This window comes from Burkholderia sp. Bp9099, from assembly GCF_003857805.1.
GTDB lineage: Bacteria > Pseudomonadota > Gammaproteobacteria > Burkholderiales > Burkholderiaceae > Burkholderia.
The window spans coordinates 1-25456 of record NZ_QTPU01000022.1; the positions used below are offsets into that span (position 1 = coordinate 1).

The 25456-nt window shown below is 65.6% G+C and carries 23 protein-coding genes and 1 pseudogene; 3 read left to right on the forward strand and 21 right to left on the reverse strand.

The window, feature by feature from the left end; translation table 11 throughout:
• The 4 genes and pseudogenes from DIE17_RS24505 to DIE17_RS24520 all read right to left on the reverse strand — a co-directional run.
• Nucleotides 1-93 (reverse strand): annotated as a pseudogene (locus DIE17_RS24505) (electron transfer flavoprotein subunit beta/FixA family protein); the annotation flags it as partial.
• Between the two features lie 229 nt (nt 94-322).
• On the reverse strand, nt 323-1117 hold the full coding sequence (locus DIE17_RS24510) for a MetQ/NlpA family ABC transporter substrate-binding protein (RefSeq protein WP_124487834.1): 795 nt from the start codon (nt 1115-1117) through the stop codon (nt 323-325).
• A 27-nt stretch (nt 1118-1144) separates the two neighbouring features.
• Complete coding sequence (locus DIE17_RS24515; protein WP_044844825.1) at nt 1145-1798, reverse strand: methionine ABC transporter permease; 654 nt, start codon at nt 1796-1798, stop codon at nt 1145-1147.
• A complete protein-coding gene (locus DIE17_RS24520) occupies nt 1788-2822 on the reverse strand; it encodes a methionine ABC transporter ATP-binding protein (protein WP_124487833.1) in 1035 nt (344 codons plus the stop codon). Before DIE17_RS24520 ends, DIE17_RS24515 begins: the two co-directional genes overlap by 11 nt.
• Before the next feature lie 216 nt (nt 2823-3038).
• Here DIE17_RS24520 and DIE17_RS24525 point away from each other — a divergent pair, with 216 nt between their 5' ends.
• A complete protein-coding gene (locus DIE17_RS24525; protein WP_124487832.1) occupies nt 3039-3962 on the forward strand; it encodes an alpha/beta hydrolase in 924 nt (307 codons plus the stop codon).
• 22 nt (nt 3963-3984) lie between these two features.
• Here the strand turns inward: DIE17_RS24525 and DIE17_RS24530 are convergent, their stop codons facing one another.
• Nucleotides 3985-4908: a histone deacetylase family protein gene (locus tag DIE17_RS24530; RefSeq protein ID WP_044844828.1), complete on the reverse strand. Its 924-nt coding sequence runs from the start codon at nt 4906-4908 to the stop codon at nt 3985-3987.
• A gap of 43 nt (nt 4909-4951) precedes the next feature.
• Between DIE17_RS24530 and mltB the strand changes: the two genes are divergently transcribed.
• Nucleotides 4952-6301: a lytic murein transglycosylase B gene (gene mltB / locus DIE17_RS24535; RefSeq protein ID WP_082088495.1), complete on the forward strand. Its 1350-nt coding sequence runs from the start codon at nt 4952-4954 to the stop codon at nt 6299-6301.
• Nucleotides 6302-6377: 76 nt separating this feature from the next.
• Here mltB and cysM read toward each other — a convergent pair whose 3' ends face one another.
• From cysM to gyrA, 16 genes are all read right to left on the reverse strand, one after another.
• Nucleotides 6378-7280, reverse strand: a complete 903-nt coding sequence (gene cysM / locus DIE17_RS24540; RefSeq protein ID WP_124487831.1) for a cysteine synthase CysM — start codon at nt 7278-7280, stop codon at nt 6378-6380.
• 206 nt (nt 7281-7486) lie between these two features.
• Entirely contained in the window at nt 7487-7831 is a 345-nt protein-coding gene (locus DIE17_RS24545; RefSeq protein ID WP_124487830.1) for a helix-hairpin-helix domain-containing protein, read from the reverse strand.
• 74 nt (nt 7832-7905) lie between these two features.
• Nucleotides 7906-8898, reverse strand: coding sequence for an ADP-glyceromanno-heptose 6-epimerase (gene rfaD / locus DIE17_RS24550; RefSeq protein ID WP_044844832.1), 993 nt, complete (start codon nt 8896-8898; stop codon nt 7906-7908).
• Between the two features lie 58 nt (nt 8899-8956).
• Nucleotides 8957-9907 carry a D-glycero-beta-D-manno-heptose-7-phosphate kinase gene (rfaE1, locus tag DIE17_RS24555; RefSeq protein WP_124487829.1) on the reverse strand — a complete coding sequence of 317 codons (951 nt, stop codon included), beginning with the start codon at nt 9905-9907 and terminating at the stop codon, nt 8957-8959.
• 7 nt (nt 9908-9914) lie between these two features.
• On the reverse strand, nt 9915-11315 hold the full coding sequence (locus DIE17_RS24560; RefSeq protein ID WP_124487828.1) for a UDP-glucose/GDP-mannose dehydrogenase family protein: 1401 nt from the start codon (nt 11313-11315) through the stop codon (nt 9915-9917).
• A 90-nt stretch (nt 11316-11405) separates the two neighbouring features.
• Complete coding sequence (gene lapB / locus DIE17_RS24565; protein ID WP_124487827.1) at nt 11406-12578, reverse strand: lipopolysaccharide assembly protein LapB; 1173 nt, start codon at nt 12576-12578, stop codon at nt 11406-11408.
• A 53-nt stretch (nt 12579-12631) separates the two neighbouring features.
• A complete protein-coding gene (locus DIE17_RS24570; RefSeq protein ID WP_044844835.1) occupies nt 12632-12925 on the reverse strand; it encodes a lipopolysaccharide assembly protein LapA domain-containing protein in 294 nt (97 codons plus the stop codon).
• Nucleotides 12926-13135: 210 nt separating this feature from the next.
• On the reverse strand, nt 13136-13459 hold the full coding sequence (locus DIE17_RS24575; RefSeq protein WP_034187427.1) for an integration host factor subunit beta: 324 nt from the start codon (nt 13457-13459) through the stop codon (nt 13136-13138).
• A 22-nt stretch (nt 13460-13481) separates the two neighbouring features.
• Entirely contained in the window at nt 13482-15194 is a 1713-nt protein-coding gene (gene rpsA, locus DIE17_RS24580; RefSeq protein WP_044844859.1) for a 30S ribosomal protein S1, read from the reverse strand.
• Nucleotides 15195-15336: 142 nt separating this feature from the next.
• Nucleotides 15337-16023 carry a (d)CMP kinase gene (gene cmk, locus DIE17_RS24585; protein WP_124487826.1) on the reverse strand — a complete coding sequence of 229 codons (687 nt, stop codon included), beginning with the start codon at nt 16021-16023 and terminating at the stop codon, nt 15337-15339.
• Nucleotides 16024-16035: 12 nt separating this feature from the next.
• The gene (aroA, locus tag DIE17_RS24590) at nt 16036-17340 is read right to left on the reverse strand and encodes a 3-phosphoshikimate 1-carboxyvinyltransferase (protein WP_124487825.1); all 1305 of its coding nucleotides are present in this window, start codon (nt 17338-17340) and stop codon (nt 16036-16038) included.
• A gap of 20 nt (nt 17341-17360) precedes the next feature.
• The gene (locus DIE17_RS24595; protein ID WP_124487824.1) at nt 17361-18287 is read right to left on the reverse strand and encodes a prephenate dehydrogenase/arogenate dehydrogenase family protein; all 927 of its coding nucleotides are present in this window, start codon (nt 18285-18287) and stop codon (nt 17361-17363) included.
• Between the two features lie 186 nt (nt 18288-18473).
• On the reverse strand, nt 18474-19556 hold the full coding sequence (gene pheA / locus DIE17_RS24600; RefSeq protein ID WP_044844839.1) for a prephenate dehydratase: 1083 nt from the start codon (nt 19554-19556) through the stop codon (nt 18474-18476).
• A 34-nt stretch (nt 19557-19590) separates the two neighbouring features.
• Nucleotides 19591-20673: a 3-phosphoserine/phosphohydroxythreonine transaminase gene (gene serC / locus DIE17_RS24605; RefSeq protein WP_124487823.1), complete on the reverse strand. Its 1083-nt coding sequence runs from the start codon at nt 20671-20673 to the stop codon at nt 19591-19593.
• 172 nt (nt 20674-20845) lie between these two features.
• Nucleotides 20846-21445, reverse strand: a complete 600-nt coding sequence (locus DIE17_RS24610) for a DUF2059 domain-containing protein (protein ID WP_044844860.1) — start codon at nt 21443-21445, stop codon at nt 20846-20848.
• An 83-nt stretch (nt 21446-21528) separates the two neighbouring features.
• Complete coding sequence (gene gyrA, locus DIE17_RS24615; protein WP_044844841.1) at nt 21529-24132, reverse strand: DNA gyrase subunit A; 2604 nt, start codon at nt 24130-24132, stop codon at nt 21529-21531.
• 536 nt (nt 24133-24668) lie between these two features.
• On the opposite strand from gyrA, the gene ompA reads away from it, so the two are divergent.
• Nucleotides 24669-25340 (forward strand): outer membrane protein OmpA, encoded by a 672-nt coding sequence (gene ompA, locus DIE17_RS24620; protein WP_044844842.1) that lies wholly within the window; start codon nt 24669-24671, stop codon nt 25338-25340.
• Nucleotides 25341-25456 lie beyond the last annotated feature (116 nt).

Below are 25456 nucleotides of genomic sequence, written 5' to 3' on the forward strand. Positions count from 1 at the left end.
CACGTTCGCGATGTCGACGCCCGTGTTGTCCGACTTCACGCGGACCTTCACGTTGTAATCGACCACTCTTTTCACTGGCACCAGGATTTTCATGCACACGCTCCAAAGTTACGAATACGACCAGAGGCCATTCTATAGCGAGGCCTCATGACTGCGCGGCCAAGCGGACCAATCCATCGCGGCTATCGAGGATAGCGCGCCTCTCCGGCGCGCCGGCAATAGCGAACGGTCGTTCTATTTTAAAAGAGAAAAAACCCGGACGCAAAGCCCGGGTTTTCGATCATCGACTCTAATCGTCACCGGGCGCGCCCCGCATCACGTGTTACCAGGCGGCGATCACCGCGCCGCCGAACTTCTGTTCGATGAACTGCTTCACTTCCGCGGAATGATAAGCCGCGACCAGCTTCGCGACCCACGGCTTACCCCGGTCGGCCTCGCGAATCGCGAGAATGTTCGCGTACGGGCCAGTCGGGCCCTCGATCGCGATCGCATCCTGTTTCGGTTTCAACCCCGCTTCCATCGCGTAGTTGGTATTGATCGCGGCCGCGTCGACGTCGCCGAGCGAGCGCGGAATCTGCGCCGCATCGAGCTCGACGATCTTCAGCTTGCGCGGGTTGTCGACGATGTCGAGCGGCGTCGCCTTCAGCCCGGCGTCCGCGCGCAGCTTCAGGAGCCCCTGTTTCTGCAGCAACAGCAGCGCACGGCCGCCGTTGGTCGGATCGTTCGGCACCGCGATGCGCGCGCCCGGCTTCAACTCGGCCAGCGACTTCACCCGCTTCGAATAGATGCCCATCGGGAACGTGACGGTCTCCGCGACCTTGATCAGCTTGTAGCCGCGATCCTTCACCTGCGCCTGCAGATACGGATCGTGCTGGTAGCTGTTCGCGTCGAGATCGCCCGACGCGAGCGCCGCGTTCGGTTGCACGTAATCCGAGAATTCGACGACGCGGATGTCGAGGCCGCCCTTGGCCGCGACCTTCTTCACCACCTCCATGATCTGCGCGTGCGGGCCGCCCGTCACGCCCACCTTGATGGTTTCGGTCTGCGCGTGCGCGCTCGCGAACAGTGCGGCCGCGCCGAATGCGGCCGCGAACTTCAGCATGAAGCGTCGTTGCATCCTATCCCCCAACGAATGAATGTCGTTTTACTTGTGGCTCAGCCGGCGCACGAGCCAGTCGCCGAACGACTGCACGATCTGCACGAACACGATCAGGATCGCGACGACTGTCCACATCACTTCCGGCAGATAGCGCTGGTAGCCGTAGCGGATCCCGAGATCGCCGAGCCCGCCGCCGCCGATCGCACCGGCCATCGCCGAATAGCCGACGAGCGACACGAACGTGATCGTCAGGCCCGCGACGATGCCCGGCAGCGATTCGGGCAGCAGCACCTTGAACACGATCTGCGAGGTCGTCGCACCCATCGACTGGGCGGCCTCGATCAGCCCGCGGTCGACTTCGCGCAGCGCGGTCTCGACCAGCCGCGCGACGAACGGTGCGGCCGCGAGCGTCAGCGGCACGACCGCTGCGGCCGTGCCGATCGACGACCCCGTGACGAGCCGCGTGAACGGTATGACCGCGACCAGCAGGATGATGAACGGCGTCGAGCGCACCGCGTTCACGATGCCGCCGAGCACGCGATTCACGCCGAGGTTCTGCAGCACGCCCTGGCGGTCGGTCAGGTAGAGCAGCACGCCGAGCGGCAGCCCGACGAGCGCGCCGACCGCCCCCGAGATGCCGACCATGATCAGCGTCTCCCAGAACGACTGCACGAACATATCGAACATCTCACTCAACATACGAAAGCTCCTCTACCACCACACCTTGCTCGCGCAGGAACGCGAGCGCCTGCCCGACCTTGCCCGGTTCGCCGCCCGCGAGCACCGCGAGCGACCCGAACGCCTGCCCCTGGATCTCGTCGATCTGGCCATGCAGGATGTTGAAATCGAGTTCGTACCGGCGGATCGTCTCCGACAGGATCGGCTGATCGACACCCGAGCCGGTGAACGCGAGCCGCAGCAGATGCCCGCTGCCCGTCTTCAGCCGCTCGGCCACGCGCGCCTTCAGCGCCGGCGGCAGTTCCTGCGCGATCACGTCGCCGATCAGCGCGCGCGTCACTTCGTGATGCGGCTGCAGGAACACGTCGATCACGCGGCCCTCTTCGACCACGCGGCCCGCGTCGAGCACCGCCACGCGATCGCACACCTGCTTGATGACTTCCATCTGGTGCGTGATCAGCACGATCGTCAGGCCGAGCTCGCGGTTGATGCGCTTCAGCAGGTCGAGGATCGCGCGCGTGGTCTCGGGGTCGAGCGCCGACGTCGCTTCGTCCGACAGCAGTACCTTCGGCTTGCTCGCGAGCGCGCGGGCGATGCCGACGCGCTGCTTCTGGCCGCCGCTGATCTGCGCCGGATAGCGATCCTTCTGCGCGGACAGCCCGACGAGGTCGAGCAGCGGCAGCACCGCCGCCTCGATCTCGGCACGGCTCGCGCCGGCCAGCTCGAGCGGCAGCGCGACGTTGTCGAACACCGTGCGCGACGACAGCAGATTGAAGTGCTGGAAGATCATGCCGATTTCGCGGCGCGCTTCGCGCAGCGCGCCGGACGACAGCAGCGTGAGATCGCGTCCCCCGACGACGACATTGCCTTCGGTCGGCCGCGTGAGCAGGTTGATGGTGCGCACGAGCGTGCTCTTGCCGGCGCCGCTTCGGCCGATGATGCCGAACACCTCTCCCTGCGGGATCCTCAGATTGACGTTGTGCAATGCGTCGACCCAGCCGGTCGGCCCGGGAAAACGCTGCGACAGATTGCGTAATTCGATCATGTAAACAAAACGGCGGCCGGCTGGCGAGGCCCGCCAGTCGGCCGCCGAAGCATCTGGAATAGCCGGCGATTTTACCGCAAACGCCTCATTCCACTTAATAATCGATTTCGATCTTTTCATAACCAGACGAAATTAGAGGGGCGCTGCTGGGCCGCCGCGCGGCTACCGCGACTATGATCCGGAACACCGATGCCAACGAGACAGGGGACCCGCCAGATGACCGCCACCACCACGCAGGCCGCCGCACCCGCCGCCACCTCGGCATCGGGCCCGGTATCGCCGCCCGCCCCGCGGATGGGCCGGCTGCGTACCGCGGACGGGCTCGAACTGGCGTCGTATCGCTGGCCGGCCGGCGACGGCACGCTGCCGCCGCTTGCGACGATCGCGCTCGTCCACGGCCTCGCCGAGCATGCGGGCCGTTACGCGGCGCTCGCGGCCAGATTGAACGCGGCGGGCATCGACGTGCTGGCGATCGATCTGCGCGGGCACGGCCAGTCGCCCGGCAAACGCGCATGGGTCGAGTGTTTCGACGATTACCTGAACGATGCGGATGCGCTGGTTGCCGAAGCCGCCCGCGGCGCCACGCCGCTCTTCCTGATGGGGCACAGCATGGGCGGCGCCGTCGCGGCGCTGTATGCGATCGAACGCGTGCCGGCTCGCGGCCACGCGCTGGCAGGCCTCGTGCTGTCGAGCCCGGCGCTCGCGCCGGGACGCGACGTGCCGCGCTGGATGCTCGCGATGAGCCGCTTCATCAGCCGCGTGTGGCCGAGCTTCCCTGCAATCAGGATCGATGCGGCGCTGCTGTCGCGCGATCCGGCCGTCGTCGCCGCCAATCGCGCCGATCCGCTCGTGCACCACGGCGCGGTGCCGGCGCGCACCGGCGCCGAAATCCTCGATGCGATGGCGCGCATCGAGCACGGTCGCGGTGCGCTGCGCGTGCCGGTGCTCGTCTATCACGGCACCGAGGACAAGCTGACCGAACCCGATGGAAGCCGCGCGTTCGGCGCCCGTGTCGGCTCGCCCGATCGCACGCTGACGCTATACGAAGGCGGGTTCCACGAAACGATGAACGATCTCGAGCGCGACCGCGTGATCGATGCGCTGATCGCGTGGATTCACGCGCACGTGCCGGCGCGCTGAGCGCGCGCCGATCCGCTGCCGGTCAGATGCCGGCCAGCACGCGCAGGTGCGCGACCACGCTGCGCCCGAGTGCCGACAGGTTGTAGCCGCCCTCGAGACAGCTCACGATGCGACCCTGCGCATGCCGGCGCGCGACGTCGACGACCTGGGCGGTCAGCCATTCGAAATCGGATTCGACGAGACCGAGGTTGCCGATGTCGTCCTCGCGATGCGCGTCGAAACCGGCCGACACGAACAGCATTTGCGGCTTGAACGCGTCGAGACGCGGCAGCCAGAACATGTCGACCGCTTCGCGGATCGCCATCCCGTTGCTGCGCGCAGGCATCGGCAGGTTGACCATGTTCGGCGCCTGGTGATCGGCGCCCGAGAACGGGTACAGCGGATGCTGGAAGAAGCTGCACATCAGCACGCGCTCGTCGTTCGCGAACGCGGCTTCGGTGCCGTTGCCGTGGTGCACGTCGAAATCGATGATCGCGACCCGCTCGAGGCCGTGCACGTCGAGCGCGTGCCGCGCGGCGATCGCGACGTTGTTGAAGAAGCAGAAGCCCATCGCGCGCGCGGGTTCCGCGTGATGGCCGGGCGGCCGAACGCTGCAGAACGCATTCGCGTAGCGGCCTTCGATCACCGCGTCGGTCGCCGCGATCGCGGCGCCAGCCGCACGCAGCGCGGCGCGCCACGTGTCGCGGTTCATCAGCGTGTCGGGATCGATCTCGACGTAGCCGTCGACGGGCATCATGCTGCGGATGTAGTCGATATGGGCCTGCGTATGCACGCGGCCCAGCGCCACCTCGCTCGCGAACGGCGCGGTTTCGTGCACGATCAGGTCGTCGATGCGGCTCGCGATCAGCTGATCCTGGATCGCCGACAGTCGGGCCGGGCATTCCGGATGCCATTCCCCCATCTCGTGCAGCATGCAGTCGGGGTGCGTATAGAAGGCGGTTGCCATAAGCTGTCATCCGCGACGCGGGTTGCGCCGCTGGTCTCCATCAATGATGTCCATCGTCTGCCGCGAATTCGCCGCTAACTTACCACAACGGTGCGCTGCTACGCCCCGGCACGCAAGGTGCGTCGGGTATACTGCGCCGAACCCCATCGCCCTGTCCGCCCGCTTCGACATGAATTCCAGCAAGCCTGCCGCCCTTCTCTCCGCACTGTTCCGCGTTCGCGTTCCGCTCGTTGCCGCTGCCGTCGCCGCTACCCTGGCCGCCGCACCCGCCGCCGCGCAAACACAGCCTGCGAAGTCTCCCGGCACGCTCGTCGCGCAGGCGCAACCGCAGCAGCCGACGCCGCCGGGCCAGACCTTCGAAGAGGAGATCGTTCCGCAGCGTTACGCGAGCAACGCGAAGGTCGATGCGTTCATCGACGAGATGGTGAGCCGCAACGGCTTCGATTCCGCAAGCCTGCACGCGCTGTTCTCGCGCGTCAGCTACTCGGCCACGGCCGTGAAACTCGTGAAGCCGGCGCCGACGCCTTCGGTGAAGAACTGGAGCGTCTATCGTTCGCGCTTCATCGAACCGATCCGCATCAACGCGGGCGTGAAATTCTGGAAGGCGAACCGGGCAACGCTGCAGCGCGCGTCCGAGGAATTTGGCGTGCCGCCCGAGGTGATCGTCGGCATCATCGGCGTCGAAACGATCTACGGCCGCTACATGGGCAACTTCCGCGTGCTCGATGCGCTGACGACGCTCACGTTCGACTACCCGGACACGCCGAATCGCGACAGCCGCCAGGCCACGTTCCGCAAGAACCTCGAGGACTTCCTCGTCTGGACCCGCGACAACCAGCTCGACCCGACCACCGTGCTCGGCTCGTACACGGGTGCGATCGGCATCCCGCAGTTCCTGCCGAGCAGCATCCGCGAGTATGCGGTCGACTACGACGGCGGCGGCCACGTCGATCTGCGCAGCAGTCCTGCCGATGCGATCGGCAGCGTCGCAAACTACCTGAAGCAGCACGGCTGGGAAACCGACCGCCCGGTGGTCTGGCGGATCACGCCCGACACGGGCAGCCTCGGCATCGCCCAGGCGGCCGCGGACGGCCAGCCCGAACCGCACTGGGCACTGTCGCAGCTGCTGCGCGCCGGCATGACGCTCAACGAGCCGACGGTCAATATCACCACCGAAGCCGGCACGCCGGTGACCGTGGTCGATCTGCCGTCGCCGGGGCGCGCAACCGAGTACATGCTCGGCCTCAAGAACTTCTACGTGCTGACGCGCTACAACCGCAGCTTCTTCTACGCGCTCACCGTGTACCAGCTCGGCGAAGCCGTGAAGGCGCAGATGGAAGCGAGCGGCGCGCTGCCGCTGCCCGCGGCGGACACGGAAGCACCAGCGCAGTAAGCTCGGCCCGCGCAAAGAAAAAGCGCCGCTCGTGCGGCGCTTTTTTATCGCGTGATCCTGCCGATGCCGTTCCGGCTCAGGCAGGAAACACGCCGGTCGACAGGTATCGGTCGCCGCGATCGCAGACGATGAACACGATCGTCGCGTTCTCCACCTGGCGCGCGATGCGCATCGCGACTTCGCATGCGCCACCCGACGAGATGCCGGCAAAGATGCCTTCGACGGCCGCGAGCCGGCGCGCCATCGTTTCGGACGCGGCCTGGCTCACGCTCTCGACGCGATCGACGCGACTGCGATCGAAGATCGTCGGCATATAGGCCTCCGGCCACTTGCGAATGCCCGGGATGCGCGACCCTTCTTCCGGCTGCGCGCCAACGATCTCGATCGCCGGATTCTGTTCCTTCAGAAAACGCGACGTGCCCATGATCGTGCCCGTCGTGCCCATCGCCGACACGAAGTGCGTGACGCGCCCCTCGGTGTCGCGCCAGATCTCCGGGCCCGTTCCTTCGTAGTGCGCGAGCGGGTTGTCGGGGTTCCCGAACTGATCGAGGATCACGCCCTTGCCTTCGCGCTGCATCTGCTCCGCGAGGTCGCGCGCCAGTTCCATCCCGCCCTTTACCGGCGTCAGGATGATTTCGGCACCGTAAGCGGCCATGCTCTGGCGACGCTCGACCGACAGGTCCTCCGGCATGATCAGCACCATCTTGTAACCGCGGATCGCCGCGGCCATCGCGAGCGCGATGCCCGTATTGCCGCTCGTCGCCTCGATCAGCGTATCGCCCGGCTTGATGCGGCCGCGCGCCTCGGCCTTGTTGATCATCGACAGCGCAGGGCGATCCTTCACGGAACCGGCCGGATTGTTGCCTTCCAGCTTGGCGAGCAACACGTTGTTGCGTGCGCGAATCTCGTCGTCCGGCAGGCGGACCAGTTGCACGAGCGGCGTGTTGCCGATCGTGTCTTCGATAGTTTTGTAAGCCATGGAGATACCGTGAGTGCGAGGCTGATCAATCGATTGATTGTAAACCAGCGCCGGGGCTCGCGCCGGCAACCCCCATTGCGACGGTGGAATAGGCGTGCCCGCGATTCACGATCGTGCGCGTGCAGCATGCACGCAAAAAACCCGCGGCATGCCGCGGGAAGCCGTCGCAACGACGGCGACTGAAGGAGCCCTTCGCCTCGCGAGCGTTACTTCTGCGCAGTGCGGGCGGGCGCCGCGGCAGGTTTCACTGCCGTGGGCTTGCCCGCGGCGGGTGCCTGCGCACCCGAGCCTGCTGCGCCGATCGTCAACCCCTCCTGCTGAAGGCGCTCGACCGTATGGCCGCCCATGCCTTTCACGCGCGATGCAAGATCGTCTGCATTCCTGAACGGGCCGCGTGCGCCGCGCTCGTCGAGAATCGCCTTTGCCCGCGCGGGACCGATGCCCTTGATACCGACGAGTGCATCCTCGTTCGCGGTGTTGACGTCGACGGCCGCCCAGGCCGACGCGATCGCGCCGAACATCGCTGCGGCGGCAAACCATTTCCTGATCATGTGCTGGATCTCCGATGAAAAACGGTCGGCGGCTGCCGACCGTGAGACCCAGTCTAGCGATGCGACGCGCGGACTTAAACCTGGCCGGACAGCCAACGCACGTAACGGTCGACACCTTCCTGCACCGTCAGGAACGGCGCGTCGTAGCCGGCAGCACGCAGCTTCGTCTGGTCGGCCTGCGTGAAGCACTGGTACTTGCCGCGCAGCGCATCCGGGAACGGTACGTATTCGATCAGCCCCTGCTCGACCTGCTGCGCGAGCGTCAGCGGCGGCAGGCCGTCGAGCGCGCGCAGCGTGTTCACGACCGTCGACGCGATGTCGTTGAACGGTTGTGCGCGGCCGGTGCCGAGGTTGAAGATGCCCGACTTCTCCGGATGATCGAAGAAGAACAGGTTCACCTTCGCGACATCCTCGATCGACACGAAGTCGCGCGTCTGCTCGCCCGGCGCATAACCGTTGTACTCGCCGAACAGCTTGACCTTGCCTTCCGCGCGGAACTGGTTGAAGTTGTGGAACGCGACCGACGCCATGCGGCCCTTGTGCGTCTCGCGCGGGCCGTACACGTTGAAGTAGCGGAACCCGGCGATCTGGCTCTTCGCGCTCGGCAGCACGCGCCGGATCACCTGGTCGAACAGGAACTTCGAATAGCCGTAGACGTTCAGCGGCGCCTCGACCTCGCGCTCCTCGACGAAGCGCGTCGAGCCGCCGTAGGTCGCCGCAGACGACGCGTACAGGAACTGCGCGCCCTGCGCGAGGCACGCATCGAGCACCGCGCGGCTGTAGCGGAAGTTGTTGTCCATCATGTAGCGGCCGTCGGTTTCCATCGTGTCCGAACAGGCGCCTTCGTGGAACACCGCGCGTACCTTGCCGAAATCGCCGCGTGCGAAGCGTTCGACGAATTCCGTCTTGTCGAGATAGTCGTCGATCTCGCAATCGACGAGATTGCGGAACTTTTCCGCGCGCGTCAGATTGTCGACCGCGATGATGCGCGACTCGCCACGCTCGTTGAGCGCCTTGACGATGTTCGCGCCGATAAAACCGGCTGCGCCGGTGACGATGATGGTCATGGTCGTCCTGCCTGAAAAATGGGAGCCGTCCGGCCGGCGCGTGCGCCGCCCGATGCGCTCAGTGAAACAGTTCGTCGTAGCCGACGGTCGCCGTGCCGAGCTTGCCGACCACGATACCCGCGGCACGGTTCGCCAGCACGACGGCGTCGACGAGCGGCACGCCTGCGCCGAGCATCGTCGCGACGGTCGCGATCACGGTATCGCCCGCCCCCGACACGTCGTACACCTCGCGCGCGAGCGCCGGCGCGTGCAGTTCGCCCGCGGCGGAAAAGAGCGTCATCCCCTCTTCCGAACGCGTGAGCAGCAACGCATCGAGATCGAGTTCCGCGCGCAGCTTCGCGACGCGCGCGCGAAGGTCGTCTTCCGAATGCCACTGACCGACGACTTCGCGCAACTCCGCGCGGTTCGGCGTGATCAGCGAGGCGCCGCGATAGCGCGCCCAGTCGCCGCCCTTCGGATCGACGAGCACCGGCTTGCCGGCCGCGCGCGCCTTCTCGATCATCGTCGTCACGTGCGTCAGCCCGCCTTTCGCGTAATCCGACATCAGCACGATGTCGTGCTGCGGCAGCAGCGCGTCGAACCGCGCGAGCCCGGCGAGCAGCACCTCGTGCGTCGGCATCGCTTCGAAATCGACGCGCAGCAGCTGCTGCTGGCGCGCAAGCACGCGCAGCTTGATGGTCGTCGGCAGCGCCGCGTCGCGCTCGAGATGGGGCGTGACGCCACTGCTGCCGAGCAGCTCGACGATCCGCTCACCGGGTTCGTCGCAGCCGACCACGCACAGCAGCCCGGCCTGGGCGCCGAGCGTCACGGCGTTGCGCGCGACGTTGGCCGCGCCGCCGAGCCGCTCTTCCTGGCGCTGCACGTGCACGACGGGCACCGGCGCTTCCGGCGAAATACGGTCGACGTTGCCGAACCAGTAGCGGTCGAGCATCACGTCGCCGACCACGAGCACACGCGAACGCGCGAGCTGCGCGCGCGGGACCGGCACCACTTCGCGAAGGGTCGTCATCGTGCGCTCATCCACGGGAGGGGGACTGCGGATCGACGTGCGGACGCCCGATCGCATGGTAGTCGAAGCCGAGTTCGGCCATCGCGTCCGGTTCGTACAGGTTGCGCCCGTCGAAGATCACCGGCGCCTTCAGTTCGGCCTTCAGGCGCGTGAAATCCGGGCTCCGGAATTCCTTCCACTCGGTGACGATCACGAGCGCATCCGCGGCGCTCACGGCCGCGTCCTGGGTATCGACGAAATGCAGACGCGCAAGCGCGTCGGAAGCCTCGCCGAGATCGAGCGCGAACACGCGGCGCGCCTCGTCGATCGCGACGGGATCGTACGCGCGCACGATCGCGCCACGCCCGAGCAGCGCGGCGATCAGCCGACGGCTCGGCGCCTCGCGCATGTCGTCCGTATTCGGCTTGAACGCGAGGCCCCAGACCGCGAATTCGCGACCGGTCAGGTCCGCGCCGAAGCGCTGCTCGATCTTGCCGATCAGCACGTCCTTCTGTGCGGAGTTGGCCGCTTCGACGGCCTCCAGGATGCGCAGCGGCTGGCCGTTCTCGCCGGCGGTGCGGATCAGCGCCTGCACGTCCTTCGGGAAGCACGAGCCGCCGTAGCCGACGCCCGCGTACAGGAAGTGATAGCCGATGCGCGGATCGGAACCGATCCCGCGGCGCACGGCTTCGATGTCAGCACCGACCTTGTCGGCGAGATTCGACATCTCGTTCATGAACGAGATGCGGGTCGCGAGCATCGCATTCGCCGCATATTTCGCGAATTCCGCCGAACGCACGTCCATGTAGATCGTGCGCTCGTGATTGCGGTTGAACGGCGCGTACAGCTTCTTCATCCTCTCGCGCGCCACCGTGCCCGTCTCGTCGTCGTCGACGCCGATGACGATCCGGTCCGGGCGCATGAAGTCCTCGACTGCCGCGCCTTCCTTCAGGAATTCCGGATTCGATACGACCGAGAAACGGTGCGCGACGCTGCCCGCAAGCCCGCGGGCGCCGAGCGCCTCGTCGACCACCGCGCGCACGCGCTGCGCGGTGCCGACCGGCACCGTCGACTTGTCGACGATCACCTTGAAACCGGTCATGTAACGACCGATGTTGCGCGCGGCCTCGAGCACGTATTGCAGGTCGGCCGAACCGTCCTCGTCGGGCGGCGTGCCGACGGCGATGAACTGGATCTCGCCGTGCGCGACGCTCGCCTCGATGTCCGTCGAGAAGCGCAGACGCCCTGCCGCGCGATTGCGCGCGATGATGTCCAGCAGGCCCGGTTCGTGAATCGGCATCCCGCCGTTGTTCAGGATCTCGATCTTGCGCGGATCGACATCCAGACAGAAGACGTCGTGGCCGATCTCGGCGAGGCAGGAGCCTGTGACAAGACCGACATAGCCGGTGCCGATGATGGTGATTTTCATAGATGTTCCGGTACGTCCCGGTAATTGACTAACTTGCCCGCCGGGCCGGACCCGGCGGGAACCGCAGTGCGTCGGCGCCGCGCCCCGGGATCAACCCGGCATCGCAGGTTCGACGCGGCGCGGCGCATAGGTTTCCCAGCCGCTGCATCCGGGGCACTGCCAGTAGAAGAGCCGTGCCCGGAAACCGCAATTCTGGCACGTATAGCGTGGCAGATTTTTGGTGCGCTGCTTGATCAGCGCGCGCATCATTTCAAGTTCCTTACGGCGCGGCTCGTCGGCGGCCGCGATCTGCGCATCGAGCAGGTGCAGCATGCCCGACAGGTTCGGCGACTTCTCCATCTGCGTGCGCGCGAGCGTATGCGCCGCGTCCTGGCCGCGCAACCCGGCGATGTGCTGATACGCAGTATCGAGCAGGTCGTTCGACGGATAGCGATCGACGTAGCCCATCAGCAGCTCGGCGCCCTCGACCGGCTTGTCGAGCGCGACATAGGCCTTCATCAGCTTGTCGGCGACGAGCGGCAGATAAGCGGGATTTTGCGCCTCGACGCGCTTCCAGTGCTCGATCGCGGCCGCGTGATCGCCCGCCGCCTGCGCGGCATCACCGGACAGGATCGTCGCGCGGACGTTCTGCGGGTTCGCGGCAAGCGCGAGCTTCAACTGGTCGGCCGCGGCAGTGGCGTTCTTGCGTTGCAGCGCGTCCTGCGCGAGTTCGCAGTGGAACTGCGCTATTTCGGTGCCGAGCGGCTTGTCGCTCATCGATTCGATGCGCTTCGCGGTGTCGATCGACTTGTTCCAGTCCTTCTCGATCTCGTAGATCGTCAGCAGCGCCCGCTGCGCGCCCAGCGCGTAGTCGCCGTCGGCGAGCCGGTGGAAGGCCTCCTCGGCACGATCGAGCAGGCCGGCCTTCAGGAAATCCTGGCCGAGTTCGTACAGCGCATGGTCGCGCTCGTTGACCGGCAGGTCCGTGCGGCTCAGCAGATTCTGGTGCACGCGGATCGCACGGTCCGTTTCGCCGCGACGGCGGAACAGGTTACCGAGCGCGAAGTGCAGCTCGACCGTCTCGGGGTCGAGTTTCGCGACCTCGATGAACGCGTCGATCGCCTTGTCCGGTTGTTCGTTCAACAGAAAGTTCAGGCCGCGGAAATACGATCGCGGCAGGTTGGCGCTCTCCGACAGGAGGTTCTTCAGGTCATAGCGTGACGCCGCCCAGCCGAGCGCGAACGCCACCGGAATCGCGAGCAACCACCAGAAATCCAGATCCATGCGAAATATCGAAGCAGAGACGAAAACCGCGCGGGAGTCGCGCGGCGTCCGTGTTAAATGACGGGCGGCATCGGCGGCTGGTCGACGATGGCCGGGGTTTCGCGCGCCGCACGCAGATCGCGCTTCAGGCGCCCGTTCTCGAGGCGCAGGCGGAACATCGCCGGCAGTGCCGACAGCAGGCCGGCCAGCAGCCCGACGACGAAGAACGCGAGGCCGATCAGGATCAGCGGCGCTTGCCATGCGTAGCCGGCAACGAAATTCAGCGTCGCGGTTTGCGTATTGGCCAGTGCGAGCACCAGCAGCAGCACGAACACCAATACCCGGATCAGCCAGACGATAAACTTCATGTAGCCCTCTCTTTGTTGAGGTTTGCCGCGGCGCGCGACTCCCCTTCGCGGCGCCGAATCGACCCGTATTGTAAAGGAAGCGTTTCCGCGTCACCGCACATCCTGCGGATGCGCATTGCCGCACGGCAGCCGGAAATGAAAAAAGCGCCCGCAAGGGGCGCTTTTTTCTTCAGCCTTCGCCGGACGGATTCCGGGCAAGCCGAACGACGTTCAACGTTCGTCGTCCGGATCATCAGCTTTCAGCGGCTCGCCGGCGCGGCCGTCGACGCGTTCACGCAATTCCTTGCCGGGCTTGAAGTGAGGCACGAACTTCTCGGGCACCTGCACCTTCTCCCCCGACTTCGGGTTGCGTCCGACGCGCGCCGGGCGACGGTTGAGGCCGAAGCTGCCGAAACCCCGAATTTCGATGCGATGCCCTTTCGCCAAGGCGTCGGACATCGCATCGAGCATCGTTTTCACCGCGAAATCCGCATCCTTGAGGACAAGTTGCGGAAATCGCAGTGCCAGCTGCGCGACCAACTCGGATTTGGTCATACTTCAGCAGACCTCGTGAGGCTTACTGGTTCTGGCCGTCGAGCTTCGCCTTCAGCAGCGCGCCGAGGTTGGTCGTACCGGTCGCAGCAGCGCTGGTGTCCGACTGCAGGCCGCGGATCGCTTCCTGTTGTTCAGCCGAATCCTTCGCCTTGATCGACAGGTTGATGCCACGCGACTTGCGATCGATGTTGATCACCATCGCGTTGACCTTGTCGCCTTCCTTCAGCACGTTGCGTGCGTCTTCGACGCGATCCTGCGAGATTTCCGATGCACGCAGGTAGCCTTCGATGTCGCCCGTCAGCGTGATGACAGCGCCCTTCGCATCGACCGACTTCACCACGCCGTCGACGATCGAACCCTTGTCGTTCATTGCAACGTAGTTGCTGAACGGGTCGCCTTCGAGCTGCTTGATGCCGAGCGAAATACGCTCCTTCTCGACGTCGATACCGAGCACGATCGCTTCGACTTCGTCGCCCTTCTTGTACTTGCGAACGGCTTCTTCGCCGGCTTCGCTCCACGACAGGTCCGACAGGTGGACCAGGCCGTCGATGCCGCCCGGCAGACCGATGAACACGCCGAAGTCGGTGATCGACTTGATTGCGCCCGTGATCTTGTCGCCCTTCTTGAAGTTGCGGCTGAAGTCATCCCACGGATTCGGCTTGCACTGCTTCATGCCGAGGCTGATACGACGACGGTCTTCGTCGATCTCGAGGACCATGACTTCGACTTCGTCGCCCAGCTGGACAACCTTCGACGGTGCAACGTTCTTGTTGGTCCAGTCCATTTCCGACACGTGGACGAGGCCTTCGATGCCCGATTCCACTTCGACGAATGCGCCGTAGTCGGTGATGTTCGTGACCTTGCCGAACAGGCGCGTGCCCGACGGGTAACGGCGCGAGATGCCTTCCCACGGATCGTCGCCCAGTTGCTTGATGCCCAGCGAGACGCGGTTCTTCTCTTGGTCGAACTTGAGGATCTTCGCGGTGACTTCCTGGCCAACCGACAGGACTTCGCTCGGGTGACGCACGCGACGCCATGCGATGTCGGTGATGTGCAGCAGGCCGTCGATGCCGCCGAGGTCGACGAACGCGCCGTAGTCGGTGATGTTCTTGACCACGCCGTTGACGATCGCGCCTTCCTTCAGCGTCTCGAGCAGCTTCGCGCGCTCTTCGCCTTGCGTTGCTTCGATCACTGCACGACGCGACAGCACGACGTTGTTACGCTTGCGATCGAGCTTGATCACGCGGAACTCGAGCGTCTTGCCTTCGTACGGGGTCGTGTCCTTGACCGGACGCGTGTCGACCAGCGAACCCGGCAGGAACGCGCGGATGCCGTTGACCATCACGGTCATGCCGCCCTTCACCTTGCCGGTGATCGTGCCGGTGACGAGTTCGTTGTTGTCGAGGGCCTTTTCCAGCGACAGCCACGATGCAAGGCGCTTCGCCTTGTCGCGCGACAGGATCGTGTCGCCGTAGCCGTTTTCGAGTGCGTCGATCGCGACGGACACGAAATCGCCCGACTGCACCTCAACCTCGCCCTGATCGTTCAGGAATTCCTCGATCGGAATGTAAGCCTCGGACTTCAGGCCTGCATTGACGACCACGAAGTTGTGGTCGACGCGCACGACTTCGGCGGAAATCACTTCGCCGGCGCGCATGTCTTGACGGGTCAGCGACTCTTCGAACAGAGCCGCAAAGGATTCGGTATTCGGGGTGGAGGTTTGCAGGTCGGACATAAAAATCTGATTGTGCATGGCTCGCTGTGCCACGCCGGCCGGAATGGCAGGCTGAAAGGGCCAGATCGAGGTCCATACGGGGTTAAGGGTTCGAAACACGCTCCGCGCTGCCCGCGCGACGCACCTACTGCCGCCCGCCTTCTCAGGCGGGCTGGCCGAGCGCCCGGTACCACTGCAGCACCTGGTCGACCGCTTCATCGACCGAAAGCGCCGACGTATCGAGCAGCTTGGCATCTGCCGCGGGCCTCAGCGGCGCGGCGGCGCGATTGCTGTCGCGCGCGTCACGTTCACGAAGATCCCGGAGCAAGTCATCTATATTAGCAGAAAAACCTTTTTGCATCAATTGCTTATGCCGTCTGGCCGCGCGCGCCTCGGCGCTGGCCGTCAGAAACACCTTCAGCACGGCGTCCGGGAAGATCACGGTGCCCATGTCGCGCCCGTCGGCGACGAGGCCCGGCGTCTTGCGGAATGCGCGCTGGCGCGCGACCAGCGCGGTACGCACCGGCCCGTGCACGGCAATCGCCGACGCGCGGTTGCCGACCGCTTCGGCGCGGATGTCGTTCGACACGTCGACGCCGTCGAGCTGCGCGCAGCCTTCGCGAAACGTGATGTGAAGATCGTCGATCAGCTTCACGAGCGCGTCGATGTCCTCCGCCGCGATGCCGTAGCGTACGCTCGCGAGCGCGGCGAGACGATACAGCGCGCCGCTGTCGAGCAGGTGGAAGCCGAGATGCGCGGCGACGAGCGCGGCGACGGTCCCCTTGCCGGAAGCGGTCGGACCGTCGATCGTGATGACGGGGGTCGGGTGAAAGGGTCGGGTGGATTTCATCGGTACGGTGGGTCAGGCCTTGGCGAGCGCGGCGAAGCGGTCGAAATAGTCGGGGAACGTCTTGCCGACGCACTTCGGATCGTTGATTCGCACGGGCACGCCGCCCAGACTGACGAGCGAGAAGCACATCGCCATCCGGTGATCGTCGTACGTGTCGATCGCGGCGTTCGGCGTGAGTTGTTGCGGCGGCGTGACGACCAGATAGTCGGGGCCTTCCTCGACGATTGCGCCGACCTTGCGCAACTCGGTCGCCATCGCGGCGATGCGGTCGGTTTCCTTCACGCGCCAGCTCGCGATGTTGCGCAGCGTGCTCGTGCCGCTCGCGAACAGCGCCGCGACCGCGATGGTCATCGCCGCGTCGGGAATCAGGTTGAAGTCCATGTCGATCGGCTCGAGCTTGCCATGGTCGTGGCCGATGCCGCGCACCTCGATCCAGTCGTCGCCCATCGATACGTTCGCGCCCATCTGCATCAGCGCATTCGCAAAGCCGACGTCGCCCTGGATGCTCGCGCGCCCTACGCCCTCGACGCGCAGCGGGCCGCCGCCGAGCGCGCCGGCCGCGAGGAAATACGAGGCCGACGACGCATCGCCCTCGACCATGATGCGCCCCGGCGAACGGTAGCGGACGCCGGCCGGCACGACGAAGCGCTGCCAGCCGTCGCGCTCGATGGTCACGCCGAAGCGCTCCATCAGCCGGATCGTGATGTCGATGTACGGCTTCGAGATCAGTTCGCCGTCGACTTCGACGACGATCCTGCCGTCCTTCGCCTTCACGAGCGGCAGCGTCATCAGCAGCGCGGTGAGAAACTGGCTCGACACGTCGCCGCGCACGCGGATCGGCGCGTCGACCGCGATCGCCGCAGGCTTGATCCGAAGCGGCGGAAAACCGTCGTTCTGCTCGTAGTCGATCTGCGCGCCGATCTGCCGCAGGCCGTCGACGAGATCGCCGATCGGCCGCTCGTGCATGCGCGGCACGCCATGCACGCGATAGTCGCCGCCATTGACCGCGAGCGCCGCCGTCAACGGTCGCACCGCGGTGCCCGCGTTGCCGAGGAACAGGTCGGCGGTCTTCGCGGTGAACGCGCCGCGCGTGCCGGTGACGACACAGGTGTCGCCCTCGCGCGCGAGCTTCACGCCGAGCTTGCCGAGTGCATCGAGCATCACGCGGGTGTCGTCGGAATCCAGCAGGTTGGTGATCGTCGTATCGCCTTCGGCAAGCGCCGCAAGCAGCAGCACACGGTTCGAGATGCTCTTCGAGCCGGGCAGGCGCACGGTGCCCGACGCACTGGAATACGGGCCGAGATCGAGATAGTCCATGGGAATCGTCCTGTTTCCTGTTATTTCTTGACCGGTTCGGCAGCGGGCTGAGCGCCGCGTTCCTGCCATGCCTTGCGGGCCGCGCGCGAGCGCGTGAACACGGCTTCGAGCGCCGCGCCGTCGCCGGCGTCGATCGCCGCACGCAGCCGGGCGAGCACGCGCGTGTAGCCGTCGAGCTCGTCGAGCAGCGCCGCGCGATTCGCGACACACACGTCGCGCCACATTTCCGGGCTCGACGCCGCGATCCGCGTGAAGTCGCGGAAGCCGCCCGCCGCATACGAGAATTTCAGTTCGGCATCCGTCTCGCCGAGGATCTGCTCGACGAGCGCGAACGACAGCACGTGCGGCAGATGGCTGATCGACGCGAACACGCGATCGTGCTGCGCCGTGCTCATCGTGCGCACGTCGGCGCCGGTCGCCCGCCACATCGCGTCGATCCGCGCGACCGCGTCGGGTGCGTTCTCCGGCAGCGGGCACAGCACGACGTTGCGGCCGACGTACAGATCCGGCAGCGCGGCCTCGACACCGCTCGACTCGCGCCCGGCGATCGGGTGGCCCGGCACGAATTGCGCGATCCGCGCACCGAGCACCTCGCGCGCCGCCGCGACGACATCGGACTTGGTGCTGCCCGCGTCGGTGACGAGCGTCGCGGCCTCGAGCCACGGCGCGATGCGCGCGAGCAACGGGCCCGTTTGCGCGACGGGCGCGGCCAGCAGCACGAGATCGGCGCCGGCAAGCGCGTCGCGCAGTTGCGCATCGTCGTCGAGCGCCGCCGCGCGATCGATCACGCCGAGCGCGAGCGCGCGCTCGACTGACGCACGGGAACGGCCGACGCCGACGACTTCGCCCGCGCCGCCCGGTGCGCGCTCGCGCAGCGCGCGCGCCAGCGATCCGCCGATCAGGCCGACGCCGAAGATGACCAGTTTGTTGAATGCAAAGCCTGACACGACAAGAGCCAAGTGACGCGCGCGGAACGATGCCCGCGCGCGGAAGTCCAGATTCCGGGCAACGGGCCCGCACCCGGCACGACCTGCACCGGATACCTCCCGAGCCCGCCTTGGGCAGCGCCGCCCGGCCTGCCCTGCCCGCTTCGCCGCGCCGCCTGCGCGGTGCAGGCGACGGGCCGCTGCGCGTCAGCGCGCGCGCGGATACGAACCGAGTACCTTCAGGAACGCGGCCTTCTGGCCGAGCTCCGCGAGCGCGGCGGCCACGGCTGGCTCGTCCCGGTGCCCTTCGATGTCGATGTAGAAGTAATACTCCCACGTGCCGACGCGCGCCGGGCGCGATTCGAAGCGGGTCATCGACACCCCGTGCCGCGCGAGCGGTTCGAGCAGCTTGAACACCGCGCCCGGCTCGTTCTTCACCGACACGATCAGCGAGGTCTGGTCGTGACCGCTCGGTCCGGCCGGCTGCTTGCCGATGATCACGAAGCGCGTGCGGTTGTGCGGATCGTCCTGGATCAGCGAGAACGCGATCTGCAGCCCGTAGTGCGCGGCCGCGCGGTCGCCCGCGATCGCCGCGACGCTCGGGTCGGCCGCCGCGAGACGCGCGGCCTCCGCGTTGCTCGACACTGCTTGCCGCTCGAGCTGCGGTGCGTTCGCGGCGAGCCACTGCTGGCATTGCGCGAGTGCCTGCGCATGCGCGCAGACGCGCTTCACGCCGTCGAGCGTGCCGCTCTGCGTGAGCAGGTTGTGATGGATCGGCAGCGCGAGTTCGCCGCTGATCAGCAACTGCGTCTGCAGCAGCAGGTCGAGCGTGCGCGACACCGCGCCTTCGGTCGAATTCTCGACCGGCGCGATGCCGAATGCGGACGCGCCCGCCTCGACCGAGCGGAACACCTCGTCGATCGACGGACACGGCAGCCCTTCGATCGACTGGCCGAAATACTCGAACATCGCCTGTTCGCTGTACGTGCCGACCGGCCCGAGGAACGCGACGTGGATCGTCTGCTCGAGCGCGCGGCTCGCGGCCATGATCTCGCGCCAGATGGCGCTGATGTGCTCGCTCGCGAGCGGCCCCGCGCTCATGTCCTGCAGGCGCGCGATCACCTGCAGTTCGCGTTCCGGCCGGAACACCGGCGCATTGAAGTGCTTCTTGACCTCGCCCACCTCGAGCGCCACCGCGGCGCGCTGGTTGAGGAGCGCGATCAGCTGCGCGTCGATCGCGTCGATGCGGTCGCGCAGCGGTTTCAGGCGGGAATTCAGTTCGTCGTCCATGCGTAGTTGCCGTGCTGTTTGAACAGCGCTGCGCTCAGGCGCCGCGCCGTTCGAAGTCCTTCATGTACTCGACGAGCGCTTGCACGCCCTCGAGCGGCACCGCGTTGTAGATCGACGCCCGCATGCCGCCGACGGACTTGTGGCCCTTCAGCTGCAGCAACCCGCGCGCCTTTGCGCCGGCAAGGAAGTCTTCATTGCGCGTTTCGTCGGCCAGGAAAAAGGGCACGTTCATCCGCGAACGCGCCGCCGGCTCGACCTTGTTCAGATAGAAGCTGCTCGCATCGATCGTGTCGTAGAGCAGCTTCGCCTTCTCGATATTGCGGGCCTCGATCGCCTCGAGGCCGCCCTGCCGCTTCAGCCACTGGAACACGAGGCCCGCGACGTAGATCGCATAGGTGGGCGGCGTGTTGTACAGCGAGTTGTTCTCGGCGACGGTTTTCCATTCGAATGCGGACGGGCAGATCGACAGCGCGCGATCGAGCAGATCCTCGCGCACGATCACGACCGTCACGCCGGCTATCCCGATGTTCTTCTGCGCGCCGCCGAACAGCACGCCGTACTTCGCGACGTCCATCGGGCGCGACAGGATGTGCGACGAGACATCGGCGACGAGCGGCACGTCGCCGAGGTCGGGAATCTCGAACGTCTCGACGCCGTCGATCGTCTCGTTCGTGCACAGATGCACGTAGGCCGGATCGTCCGACAGCTGCCACTCGGCACGGGCAGGCGCGCGCGTGAAACCGTCGGCCGTCTTGCCGGAGGCGGCCAGATGCGGCGTGCCGTATTTCTTCGCTTCGTTGAACGACTTCTGCGACCACGAGCCCGTCACGACGAAGTCGGCGGTCTTGCGCGAGCCGAGCAGGTTCATCGGCACGGTCGCGTTCGCGCCGATGCCGCCGCCCTGCAGGAACAGGATCCGGTGGCTGGCCGGCACATCGAGCAGTTCGCGCAGGTCGGTCAGCGCCGCCTCGTGGATCGACATGAATTCCTTGCCGCGATGGCTCATCTCCATCACGCTCATGCCGCTGCCGTGCCAGTCGAGCATTTCGTCGGCGGCCTGCCGCAGCACTTCCTCGGGGAGCGCCGCAGGACCGGCGGAGAAATTAAAGACGCGCATCGTGAAAACCTCGGGAGGGACGCGACCGGCTTGCGACCGGCTTGCCGCCGGCAGAAAGAACCGCGCCTGAAAAGAAATGGCCGCTTGCGCTCGCGCGCAAACGGCCATTATCGCACTGTCATCAGGCTCCCGCCAAACCCGGCCGGACGGCCGGGCGGCGTGCCCGGACAGCTTACTTGCCCGGCTTGACTGCCGCGACTTCCTTGTCAGCCTGCGCGCGCGTCGCCTGGATCGCTTGCGGCATGTACTTCTGCATCAGGCCGTTGACCACGTCGCGGCCGACCTGATCCTGAACCTGGATGAACTTGCGGCCCGTCGGGCTCTTGTAGAACGTCGTCAGATCCTTGATCTCCGACGTGCTGTAGTACTTCGCATAGGCGTCGTACTGAGCCGACATCGCATCGTTCTGGAACTGCTGCGAGCCGAACACCTTGCCCGCGCCGTCAACCAGCTTCGGCACTGCGTTCTTCTGCAGCGTCGGCACGGCAGCCTGCTTCTGCTTGTCGTTCAGCGACTTGTTTTCCGACAGCGCGTCCGACAGGATCGCCGGCACGAGCTGCTTTGCCTGCATCTCGGCGCTGTTGCCGATAGCCGACACGAGCTTCGGCGCGTCGATCGCGTCGAGCAGATCCTTGATCGCTGCCTTCTTGTCGGCGTCGATCGGCGCAGCTGCCGCGGTCGCAGCCGGTGCGGAATTCGACAGCGCTTGCGCCATCGCGAACGTCGGCACCAGTGCAGCCAGCAGAACCAGTTGCTTGAATTGCTTTTGCATCATCACTCCCTTTTGGAAATATGAATGGTTGCTCGCCGACCGCGGCGCTTTTCGCCCGCGGCGGCTCGAGTCTCATCCGTTCTTCAGGCTTCGCCGTCCGACGCCTCGTCGGCCTCGCCATCGCCCTCTTCGGCTTCCGCGATCTGCTGCAGGCCGGAGAGCTTGGTACCCTCATCGAGACTGATGAGTGTAACACCTTGCGTGGCGCGCCCCATTTCGCGAATCTCGGACACACGCGTCCGGATCAACACGCCGGCGGTCGTGATCAGCATGATCTGATCCTCGGCGTCGACGAGCGTCGCGGCGACGACCTTGCCGTTGCGCTCGGACGTCTGGATCGCGATCATCCCCTTCGTGCCGCGGCCGTGACGCGTGTACTCGGTGATCGGCGTGCGCTTGCCGTAGCCGTTTTCGGTCGCGGTGAGCACGGTCTGCTCCTCGCTGCCGGCAACCAGCAGCGCGATGACCTGCTGCCCGTCCTCGAGCTGCATGCCGCGCACGCCGCGCGCTTCCCGGCCCATCGGGCGCACGTCGTTCTCGTCGAAGCGCACGGCCTTGCCTGCGTCAGAGAACAGCATCACGTCGTGCGCGCCGTCGGTGATCGACGCGCCGATCAGGTAATCGCCCTCGTCGAGGCCGACCGCGATGATGCCCTTCTTCATCGGGCGGCTGAATGCCTCGAGCGGCGTCTTCTTCACGGTGCCGAGCGACGTCGCCATGAACACGAACTTGTCGGCCGAGAACTCCTTGACCGGCAGCACGACGTTGATCTTCTCGCCTTCCTGCAGCGGGAACATGTTGACGATCGGACGGCCGCGCGAGTTGCGCGAGCCTTGCGGCACTTCATAGACCTTGACCCAGTACACGCGGCCGCGGTTCGAGAAGCACAGGATGTAATCGTGCGTGTTCGCGATGAACAGCGTCTCGATCCAGTCGTCTTCCTTCATCTGCGTCGCCTGCTTGCCGCGACCGCCGCGCTTCTGCGCGCGATACTCGGACAGCGGCTGCGACTTCACGTAGCCCGCGTGCGACATCGTGACGACCATGTCCTGCGGCGTGATCAGGTCTTCGGTATTCAGCTCGGTCGCGTTCAGCTCGATCTTCGAGCGGCGCGCGTCGCCGAATTCGGCCTTCACCGACGTCAGCTCTTCGCCGATCATCGTCGTGATCCGCTCCGGGCGCGCGAGGATGTCCAGCAGGTCGGCGATCTGCGCCATCACTTCGCGGTACTCGCCGATGATCTTGTCCTGCTCGAGACCGGTCAGGCGCTGCAGACGCATCTGCAGGATTTCCTGCGCCTGCGTGTCGGACAGACGGTACAGCCCGTCGGTCTGCATCCCGAACGCCGGGTTCAGGCCTTCCGGACGGTACGCGGAGCGGCCGCCCGCGGATGCGTTCTCGGTCTCGGCGCGCGTCAGCATCTCGCGCACGAGCGACGAATCCCACGGCTTCGCCATCAGTTCCTGCTTCGCGATCGGCGGCGTCGGCGCGGCCTTGATGATCGCGATGAACTCGTCGATGTTCGCGAGCGCGACCGCGAGACCTTCGAGCACGTGGCCGCGTTCGCGGGCCTTGCGCAGTTCGTAGATCGTGCGGCGCGTCAGCACTTCGCGTCGATGCGACAGGAAGCACTGCAGGATTTCCTTCAGGTTCAGCAGTTTCGGCTGGCCGTCGACCAGCGCGACCATGTTCATGCCGAACGTGTCCTGCAGCTGCGTCGCCTTGTACAGGTTGTTCAGCACCACTTCGGGCACTTCGCCGCGCTTCAGCTCGATCACGACGCGCATGCCGCTCTTGTCGGACTCGTCGCGGATGTCGGAGATGCCCTCGAGCTTCTTCTCGTTGACGAGCTCGGCAATGCGCTCGAGCAGCGAGCGCTTGTTCACCTGGTACGGCAGCTCGTCGACGATGATCGCCATCCGCTGGCCGCGGTCGATCTCCTCGAAGTGCGTGGCCGCGCGCATCACGACGCGGCCGCGCCCGGTGCGGTAGCCGTCGCGCACGCCGGCGACGCCGTAGATGATGCCGGCCGTCGGGAAGTCCGGCGCCGGGATGATCTCGATCAGCTCGTCGATCGTCGCTTCCGGGTTGCCCAGCAGGTGCTGGCACGCGTCGACGACTTCGTTCAGGTTGTGCGGCGGGATGTTGGTCGCCATGCCGACCGCAATGCCCGACGAGCCGTTGATCAGCAGGTTCGGGATGCGCGACGGCAGGACCGACGGCTGCATCTCGTTGCCGTCGTAGTTCGGCTCGAAGTCGACCGTTTCCTTGTCGATGTCGGCGAGCAGCTCGTGACCGATCTTCGCCATGCGAATTTCGGTGTAACGCATCGCCGCGGCGTTGTCGCCGTCGATCGAGCCGAAGTTGCCCTGCCCGTCGATCAGCATGTAGCGCAGCGAGAAGTCCTGCGCCATCCGCACGATCGTGTCATACACCGCGGTATCGCCGTGAGGGTGATACTTACCGATCACGTCACCGACGATACGCGCCGATTTCTTGTACGCGCGGTTCCAGTCGTTGTTCAGTTCGTGCATCGCGAACAATACGCGCCGGTGCACGGGTTTCAGGCCATCGCGGACATCCGGAAGGGCACGTCCGACGATCACGCTCATCGCGTAATCGAGATACGAACGGCGCATTTCCTCCTCTAGGGAGGTGGGCAGGGTCTCTTTGGCGAATTGATCCATGTATCCGTATCGTTTCGGAGCGAAGACGGCGAACGCCTTTCGCGTGGGCGCTGCATGCGCAACGCAACGCGAGATTCTAACATGCGCCCATCAGCCGCCGATTCGCCACCCCCTCTATATGTAAACAGCAAAAATCGCGACCACGGCAGCGGCACCGCGAACCGGCCGCGATCGCGCCCCTTCAGGCGGCTCGGGGGCCGCGCGGATCCGAGTCGCGCACGCGGGTAAACATTTGCGGCCTTTCGCGCAATTTCGCGGACCCACTCTTGACAATCTCTAAAAGTTACGGCAGGCCGGTGTTGCGCATGCACCACAAAGTTGAAGCGATCTTAGGGTGGGGAGGATTTTTTTTCGTAGGAAGGGAACGATATGGCAAAATGCCAACGCACTGAAAGTTAGACGCTGCTCGAAGTCTACACAGAGCGGTGCCGCGTTTTTTGTGCCGCACCAATGTTATACTTCGAGCAATGTATGACTTGTCACCGTCAACAGGCTCGCAGTAAACCTGCGGTAATCTCAATTTCGAGAGGAGAAATATGAATAAACTTTCAAAGCTCGCGTTCATTGCAGCTACCGCAGTTATGGCTGCATCCGCTTCGGCACAGTCGGTGCCGGCGTCGCGTCAAGCCGTCAACGACAACTGGGTGAACGGCACGGGCGAATGGGTGTGGATGAACGGCACGAACGAGCTCTGCTGGCGTGACGCGTTCTGGACGCCGGCCACCGCCAACGCGAAGTGCGATGGCGCACTGGTCGCCCAGGCACCGGCTCCGGCTCCGGTCGCACCGGTCGCTCCGGCAATCACGAGCCAGAAGATCACGTATCAAGCCGACGCACTGTTCGACTTCGACAAGGCAACGCTCAAGCCGCTGGGCAAGCAAAAGCTGGACGAACTGGCTTCGAAGATCCAGGGCATGAACACGGAAGTGGTCGTCGCTACGGGCTACACGGACCGCATCGGTTCGGACAAGTACAACGACCGCCTGTCGCTGCGCCGCGCGCAAGCCGTCAAGTCGTACCTGGTCAGCAAGGGTGTCCCGGCCAACAAGATCTACACGGAAGGCAAGGGCAAGCGCAACCCGGTCACGACGGGCTGCAACCAGAAGAACCGCAAGCAACTGATCGCCTGCCTCGCACCGGACCGCCGCGTGGAAGTCGAAGTGGTCGGTACGCAAGAAGTCCAGAAGACGACCGTTCCGGCACAGTAAGCCGCGGTTTTCGACTGCTTCAAAGCCCCGCTCCGGCGGGGCTTTTTCTTTGATGCCCGTCCGGGCGCTCGCCGCTTCGCCGCTCGTCCGCTTCTTATATACTCGGGTCTGACGAA

Coding starts and splice junctions, on each gene's coding strand:
- DIE17_RS24510 (WP_124487834.1), bottom strand. CDS start 1,117: ATGCAACGACGCTTCATGCTGAAGTTCGCGGCCGCATTCGGCGCGGCC.
- DIE17_RS24515 (WP_044844825.1), bottom strand. CDS start 1,798: ATGTTGAGTGAGATGTTCGATATGTTCGTGCAGTCGTTCTGGGAGACG.
- DIE17_RS24520 (WP_124487833.1), bottom strand. CDS start 2,822: ATGATCGAATTACGCAATCTGTCGCAGCGTTTTCCCGGGCCGACCGGC.
- DIE17_RS24525 (WP_124487832.1), top strand. CDS start 3,039: ATGACCGCCACCACCACGCAGGCCGCCGCACCCGCCGCCACCTCGGCA.
- DIE17_RS24530 (WP_044844828.1), bottom strand. CDS start 4,908: ATGGCAACCGCCTTCTATACGCACCCCGACTGCATGCTGCACGAGATG.
- mltB (WP_082088495.1), top strand. CDS start 4,952: ATGATGTCCATCGTCTGCCGCGAATTCGCCGCTAACTTACCACAACGG.
- cysM (WP_124487831.1), bottom strand. CDS start 7,280: ATGGCTTACAAAACTATCGAAGACACGATCGGCAACACGCCGCTCGTG.
- DIE17_RS24545 (WP_124487830.1), bottom strand. CDS start 7,831: ATGATCAGGAAATGGTTTGCCGCCGCAGCGATGTTCGGCGCGATCGCG.
- rfaD (WP_044844832.1), bottom strand. CDS start 8,898: ATGACCATCATCGTCACCGGCGCAGCCGGTTTTATCGGCGCGAACATC.
- rfaE1 (WP_124487829.1), bottom strand. CDS start 9,907: ATGACGACCCTTCGCGAAGTGGTGCCGGTCCCGCGCGCGCAGCTCGCG.
- DIE17_RS24560 (WP_124487828.1), bottom strand. CDS start 11,315: ATGAAAATCACCATCATCGGCACCGGCTATGTCGGTCTTGTCACAGGC.
- lapB (WP_124487827.1), bottom strand. CDS start 12,578: ATGGATCTGGATTTCTGGTGGTTGCTCGCGATTCCGGTGGCGTTCGCG.
- DIE17_RS24570 (WP_044844835.1), bottom strand. CDS start 12,925: ATGAAGTTTATCGTCTGGCTGATCCGGGTATTGGTGTTCGTGCTGCTG.
- DIE17_RS24575 (WP_034187427.1), bottom strand. CDS start 13,459: ATGACCAAATCCGAGTTGGTCGCGCAGCTGGCACTGCGATTTCCGCAA.
- rpsA (WP_044844859.1), bottom strand. CDS start 15,194: ATGTCCGACCTGCAAACCTCCACCCCGAATACCGAATCCTTTGCGGCT.
- cmk (WP_124487826.1), bottom strand. CDS start 16,023: ATGAAATCCACCCGACCCTTTCACCCGACCCCCGTCATCACGATCGAC.
- aroA (WP_124487825.1), bottom strand. CDS start 17,340: ATGGACTATCTCGATCTCGGCCCGTATTCCAGTGCGTCGGGCACCGTG.
- pheA (WP_044844839.1), bottom strand. CDS start 19,556: ATGGACGACGAACTGAATTCCCGCCTGAAACCGCTGCGCGACCGCATC.
- serC (WP_124487823.1), bottom strand. CDS start 20,673: ATGCGCGTCTTTAATTTCTCCGCCGGTCCTGCGGCGCTCCCCGAGGAA.
- DIE17_RS24610 (WP_044844860.1), bottom strand. CDS start 21,445: ATGCAAAAGCAATTCAAGCAACTGGTTCTGCTGGCTGCACTGGTGCCG.
- gyrA (WP_044844841.1), bottom strand. CDS start 24,132: ATGGATCAATTCGCCAAAGAGACCCTGCCCACCTCCCTAGAGGAGGAA.
- ompA (WP_044844842.1), top strand. CDS start 24,669: ATGAATAAACTTTCAAAGCTCGCGTTCATTGCAGCTACCGCAGTTATG.